The sequence below is a fragment of the Edaphosphingomonas fennica genome (assembly GCF_003034225.1).
Taxonomy (GTDB): Bacteria; Pseudomonadota; Alphaproteobacteria; order Sphingomonadales; family Sphingomonadaceae; genus Sphingomonas_E; species Sphingomonas_E fennica.
In genome coordinates this window covers 1-5,315 of record NZ_PHHF01000013.1, presented here as the reverse complement: position 1 = coordinate 5,315, position 5,315 = coordinate 1, and the positions used below count along the sequence as shown (strand labels likewise).

Here is a 5,315-nt window from a genome sequence, read left to right as displayed (position 1 = left end):
CCCGGCACCATGAACCCGCCGCGACAATCTGTTCTCATCCTGATAGTCGCTGACCTCTCACCCAGATCGTCGCGCTATATCCAGCCACTGTTGCCATCATAGGAGCCGTAGGCAGCGGACCCCGTGACCGCCGCAAAGCCTGCGACCGTTCGCGAAAGTCCACCGCCCAGATTGACCAACCCATCTGTCGAAGCTTCAGCGTGCGCATCGACGGTCGTAAGGTCATTGATGCCATAGCGAGCCGACCCAGCCAGAAACAGAACCTTGTCGTAGCTGAATGATTTCGTGCCGTAATCGAGGCGGGGTACGCCTGCGTCTATCGAGTACTGGAGGAGGCCCTTACGCAAAAGCATGGGGTTGAAGTAATAACTTTTGGTAATTTCAACCTGGCGGCCTGTGATGTCCGTTGCAACGAGCCTTACGTTACCCCCTGCCATCGACGGCAGGGATTTGAGGTCAAACGGACCCGAGGGCACTTCTCCCGAATAGACCCGTTGCTGACCGACATAGAGGTCGAGTGTGGAGGGCAGAACCGCAGCTCCCGAGAATTCGGGTAGAGGCGTGGTGACAAGATCGGGCCTTTGCTCGAACGCGCTCGCAATCTGAAGTCCAGCCATGCGAACGCTGCCGTTCCACGCGAGCGCATTGCTATTGAAGTCACCCAGAGTGACGGAGCGAATTGCAACCGGATCGATATGCCGGAAGCTTGTGTCTAGCCGGGTAAACGAGCCATTGCTCCCGCTCGCGCCCTGCGCGAGACTGAATTGGGTACTCGAGGAGAATACACCGATCCTCGTCAAAGCTAGGAGTTCCGTGTTCCCGCTCAGGAGCTTGGAACCGGCTTCGATACTGCCGTACAGGCTGTAATTCGCAACGAATCCCGGCGTCGGCTTCACAGCATCTAGATTTACTTCGGCGTTGCGACCGCCCAGTTCGACATTGTGCGTTTCGAGCAACGCGAGCGGAACGTCCAGGCTGACCTTCTGACGCGGCTCGTCATATTGAACTGCGATTCCGTAGTCGCTGAGCTCGACCTTCTCCCGCGCTTGCACAAATGGCGGAAGCTTAATCCGTAATGCCCGGAGCTCTTCTGCAATCGCTGCGTAGCGTCCATCCGCATACTGATCCATCGTCAGGAGTTGACCGGAAGCCGTTCCGTTCACCGTTACCTCGACAACGATGACGATCGGCGGCTCTTCTATGCTTGAAGCTTGGGCGCGCGGGACGTTATCGATTGGTGGACGGCCGATTGGCCCCTGCGCCAGCACTGTCACAGGCTCAACGGCGAGCGCCGCCAACTCAGGCGCCAGTGCCGCAACATCGACAAGTTCACGACGAGCGAACACCGCGAGTGAAGCCGAGTCTCCACCCGCTGTCAACTCTGCGCCAGCTGCTGCAGCCGAGCCCCCGCCCGATGCAAGGAGGGTTGCAGTCGTCAACAGCACCCCTCTCCTGCAACATCGGACGAAACAATACTGGTCATGGAAGAGCGACAACCACATCTTCCTTGATGTCGTCGGTGCGGTTCTTGGCAGTGATCGTCACAACCGACCCTGATGCGAGTTGCGGAAGTTTCTTGCCGCTCTCCGGGGCCAGCTTGAAGGTGCGGGCCACCCCCGCAAGGACATATCCGTTAAGCCCCTCGGTGGCGACCAGTGGGGTGCCATCCTTCGTGGTGGCCGAGAGATTGGCAACTTTGACACTGCGAGCGCCGCTATTTCTGACGGTGACAGCGAGATCTACACCAGAAGGAGCCACCGACCACTGTAGCTGGGCTTTTGCTTTCTCGGGGGTAACGAACACCGGCATGGAGGTCCGCAGAACCATCGAGATGCCACGGGCTCCGGTTTCCGGGTCAATCGGCTTTGGAAGCTCGTCGATGAATACCCGATAGGCGAGCTCACTTGTCACAGGCGTAACGGACGGGCGCGCCACACGAATTGTGTAAGACGCGCCCGCCGGGACCGTCGCCGCCGGCGGACTGACCAGCATTTCGTCAGTCGGGTCCAGCTTGTCCTCGCCGTCAACCTGCGTCCATTTGAAAATGCGGATCTGCAGGCTGACCGGTTCCTCGGCCGAGTTGCTCAGCGTGATGGAAGCGGCACGGTCCTTTTCGGAGAGATCCAGACCGATCGGGGAGATGCGCAGGGACGCGGCTGCGGCCTGCTGCGAAACCAGCAAGCTGAGCAACGCCAGTCCATGGGCAAGACGGTTCATGAAGCTCACCCTTAGAAAGCAAGCGTCATGGTTACGGTGTCGGTATACACGCCATCCGCCAAAGGATTGGTGATACCCGAGAGACCCGCATTCGTGATGCGCCCGTAGACGTTGTATGGCTTGGCAACGCCTGCCGTGAGATCCGCGAGCGTTTCGGCTGTATCAGCAACCAGAGCGTTGTAACGGCCGGCATCCTTATAAAGGTTGTACGGCACCAGAGCACCGCCCGGACCGATCAGGTTGCGCTGGCCCGAGGCGCCATTCAGACCGGCATCGAACGACAGCTGCGGACCACCGGCTGCAACCACGCTCGATGAGCAAACGATCCGCAGCGCAGTGCCGTCTGCGGACGAAACGGCGACACCGTCAACGCGGACGCTAGAGTCAGCGGCCGCCCGCGTGGTCACATCGCCCGTCGTACGGCCGAAGCTCAGCACAGCGTCGGGAACGCCGCCCGTGGTCGGCGTACTGCCGGCCCCGCCGACGAACGCACAGCCAGGCACCACCTCCAGCTGAACGTCCATACGACCGCTCACGCTTTGCGCCGCAGCCGGCGAGGCGATCGCCATAAGGCCGGCAACGCCGGCGAGACTACCCAGAACCACCTTCTTCATTACTCTTCCTTCAATGCTACAGCCGCTTGCGCGGCTTTGATGAACCGGACAGGGATCAAGCGGACGCGACAACGCGGCTCGCGCCGGCCTGGCTGCCCCCCCAGGCGCTCCGCCACACGGGCTGGTGCCCGTATCTCCGTTCAGCCGGCGCAGGCCGGCTGGATATTTCTGTCGATTGTGCGCGTGCCCGGGAGTGGGAGTTCCCGGACACGCGCTGCCCTCGCTTGCGACCCGAGGGGCAAGACGTTTCCAACAGCCCTCTGACGCCGGCATGGAGAAGCCGAGCACTATGTTGCGCACGCCCTTCGCCATGGGTCAGGTGACAGCGTTCCAGGCACCAGCAATGCCGATCCACAGAAACAAGGAGAGCAGGAATGTCGCCGCGAGCCAGCGGCGGTCCCGCTCATTGTCTGGACGCCTGATCGTCGGAACCGGCGCCGCGCCCCACGGATTCACACGCGGCGAACGGGCTTGTGAATCTCCTCGCCCGAGGAACAGCGCGGGCGCGGCCAGATGATAGCCCTGCGCCCAAGCTGCCCCGGCCGCGAGTGCCATGACGAGGCCAATCTCGCTTTCCACACCTTCCACGACAACCGCATCCGCGCATGCCGCGGCCAGGCCGACCAGGTGGCGGAAGGTCTCCGTGTCGGCGTCATCACCTTCAAGGCACCTGCGCAGGAATAGAGCGTCGATTTTGACGATATCCGGTTTCAGAGCGACGACGTGGCGCAATGCTGCGTGGCCGGTGCCGAAATCATCAATGGCAATTCGACAACCCAGCGACCGCATGTGATCGACGAACTGAACCGTGCGATTTACGTCGGTGAAAGCCGCTGTCTCGGTGATCTCGATGACGAAGCGCTGGGCCAACTCACGATTCGCTTCGAGAAGCGCGATCGCGTCATCCCACCATTCGTCGAGCAAGGCACTTTGCGCCGAGATATTACATCCTAGGCGCTGATATTCATGCACGCGCAAGCGCTCCAAAGTCTGAAGCACGACGCAGTGGTCGAGGAGCCGGATAAGTCCGGTCCGCTCGAGGGCGGGCACAACGATGCCGGGCTCAAGCGCTTCGCCATCCGTATCGATGAACCGGGAAAGCCCTTCGCTGTACAAAATCTCGTCGGACCCATCACTGGATCGAACCGGCTGCCACGCCATGACGACGCCGTCACAGTTTAAAAGGTCCGAAACCATCGCCGCGCTGGCCATGTCGCGCCGATACCGGGCGCAGGACACAGCATCAGCACCGATCGCCGGCAGGGCCGGCTGCGCGCGGACGACCCGCTGGCGCAGGGCGTCGATAACCGGCTCGACTTCGCCGACGCTAACGGATTGTCCCGCGTCCACGCTGCCGGCCGCCGCGACAAGAAGCGGCAATATCAGATATTCACCGACAGTGATCGGCTGAGCGAGTCGGCGCTGCACTTCGCCCAGCGAGGGATGGGCGTCAGCCGAACCGCGATACGAGATCCGCAGCAGCAGATCGATCTCGTCCAACCACCAGGCCGCACTGGGGGAGCCCAGGCTGGCGCGTGCACGCGCCAGCACCTCATCGCGCACCTTTTCGACCGCTTCGCGACCATAAGCGAGAGCGAGCGCCTCCCGGTTAGCAAGCCGGGCAATGACAAAGGTCTCCGAGGGTGAGGTCCGTGCGGTTTCCTGATCACCGACTCGGCGGTCGGTTAAGAACTCGACAATCTCGATCTGTGCCATCTTGCCCCCGATCCGGCGCTCCCGAATCATGTGCGTCCTGAGACCGAATACTGGAAAGTGTATCATTGCGCAATCGCTTTCGTCGCTTCGCCATTCCGCGCCGTGTCAAGCGCAATGATTAATCTGCGCCAATATCGTTAACAACCTGTTGAGAAGATCAAGCTTCGGCGCTTGGACGCGCAAGCGCCTCAGCCTCCCTGGGATGAGCGCCTGATCCTCTTGGGATCGCAATGGCCGCTGTGGCGCGCCACAAGCGTTCAGCGATCTGCATCTCTTCCCTGCCAATGGCCGCTGCGTACAAGGCTGTTGTGCGCATGTCGGCGTGGCCGAGCCATTTCTGTACCATATTGAGCGGTACGCCAGCCTGTACGGCGCTGACTCCAAAGCCGTGGCGAAAGCCCTTCGGCGAGGCCTGCAACCCGCGTACCCCGGCCAGGTCCATCACTTCCGTTACCTTTCGCCAGGCAGTCATACGCGACCACGGCCAAAGCCTAGCGTTCGTAGGAGCGCTTCCGCCATGCACCCGCAAAAGGGTCCGTATCAGCGCCGGTGGCAAGGGGACGGCGCGATAGATCCCGCGTCTGCGCTTCTTCAGACTCTCGATCACCACGCAGCCCGCGACCGCGTCGATATGGTCGAGTGTCAACGCCAGCGCTTCAGAAATCCGGCAGCCGCTCGAGGCAAGGACGAGTGTAGCGCGACGATTACGGAGTCCGGTCGGCGTCAATTTTGATGGCCGATAGGTGGCCGCGCCGGTTGGTGAATTCT

Annotated in this window: 5 protein-coding genes; all 5 read right to left on the bottom strand. The window is 61.4% G+C overall.

The window, feature by feature from the left end; all coding sequences use genetic code 11:
- Positions 1-74 precede the first annotated feature (74 nt).
- The gene (locus CV103_RS02735) at positions 75-1,439 is read right to left on the bottom strand and encodes a fimbria/pilus outer membrane usher protein (protein ID WP_170112539.1); all 1,365 of its coding nucleotides are present in this window, start codon (positions 1,437-1,439) and stop codon (positions 75-77) included.
- A 40-nt stretch (positions 1,440-1,479) separates the two neighbouring features.
- Positions 1,480-2,217 (bottom strand): fimbrial biogenesis chaperone, encoded by a 738-nt coding sequence (locus CV103_RS02730; RefSeq protein WP_146163369.1) that lies wholly within the window; start codon positions 2,215-2,217, stop codon positions 1,480-1,482.
- Between the two features lie 11 nt (positions 2,218-2,228).
- On the bottom strand, positions 2,229-2,831 hold the full coding sequence (locus CV103_RS02725) for a spore coat protein U domain-containing protein (protein WP_170112538.1): 603 nt from the start codon (positions 2,829-2,831) through the stop codon (positions 2,229-2,231).
- A gap of 315 nt (positions 2,832-3,146) precedes the next feature.
- Complete coding sequence (locus CV103_RS02720) at positions 3,147-4,547, bottom strand: EAL domain-containing protein (RefSeq protein ID WP_170112537.1); 1,401 nt, start codon at positions 4,545-4,547, stop codon at positions 3,147-3,149.
- Between the two features lie 157 nt (positions 4,548-4,704).
- The coding region (locus CV103_RS02715; protein ID WP_107393908.1) for a tyrosine-type recombinase/integrase at positions 4,705-5,315 on the bottom strand (611 nt) is incomplete at its 5' end.